Origin of the sequence: Bacillus sp. SIMBA_074 (assembly GCF_046534555.1) — a bacterium.
GTDB lineage: Bacteria > Bacillota > Bacilli > Bacillales > Bacillaceae_G > Bacillus_A > Bacillus_A mycoides.
The window spans coordinates 1-269 of the sequence record NZ_JAWRYM010000563.1 but is presented as its reverse complement, the minus strand read 5'-3'; the positions used below and the strand labels follow the sequence as shown (position 1 = coordinate 269).

Genomic DNA, 269 nt, shown 5'->3' with positions numbered 1-269 from the left:
CCGCAATCGTGACATCACAATAACAACGATCCTTGCACCCGAACTCCCGTTGGTCGAGGCGGACGTCATACAGATCGAGCAGGTCATGTTGAACCTACTGATCAACGCGTGCGAGGCCATGGCCTATTGCGAACAGCGACAGGTCACGGTTCGCTCTGACGCTGGCGCGTCCCACGTCCGCGTGGCCATCCGCGATCGCGGCCCCGGAGTTCCGGAAGCACGGCGAGCGCACATTTTCGAGCCGTTCCAAACCACCAAGGTGACCGGCC

At 61.3% G+C, this 269-nt stretch carries 1 protein-coding gene; it reads left to right on the top strand.

Annotated elements, in window-relative coordinates:
* Nucleotides 1-49: 49 nt before the first annotated feature.
* The coding region (locus tag SB773_RS31985; protein WP_410594363.1) for an ATP-binding protein at nt 50-269 on the top strand (220 nt) is incomplete at its 3' end.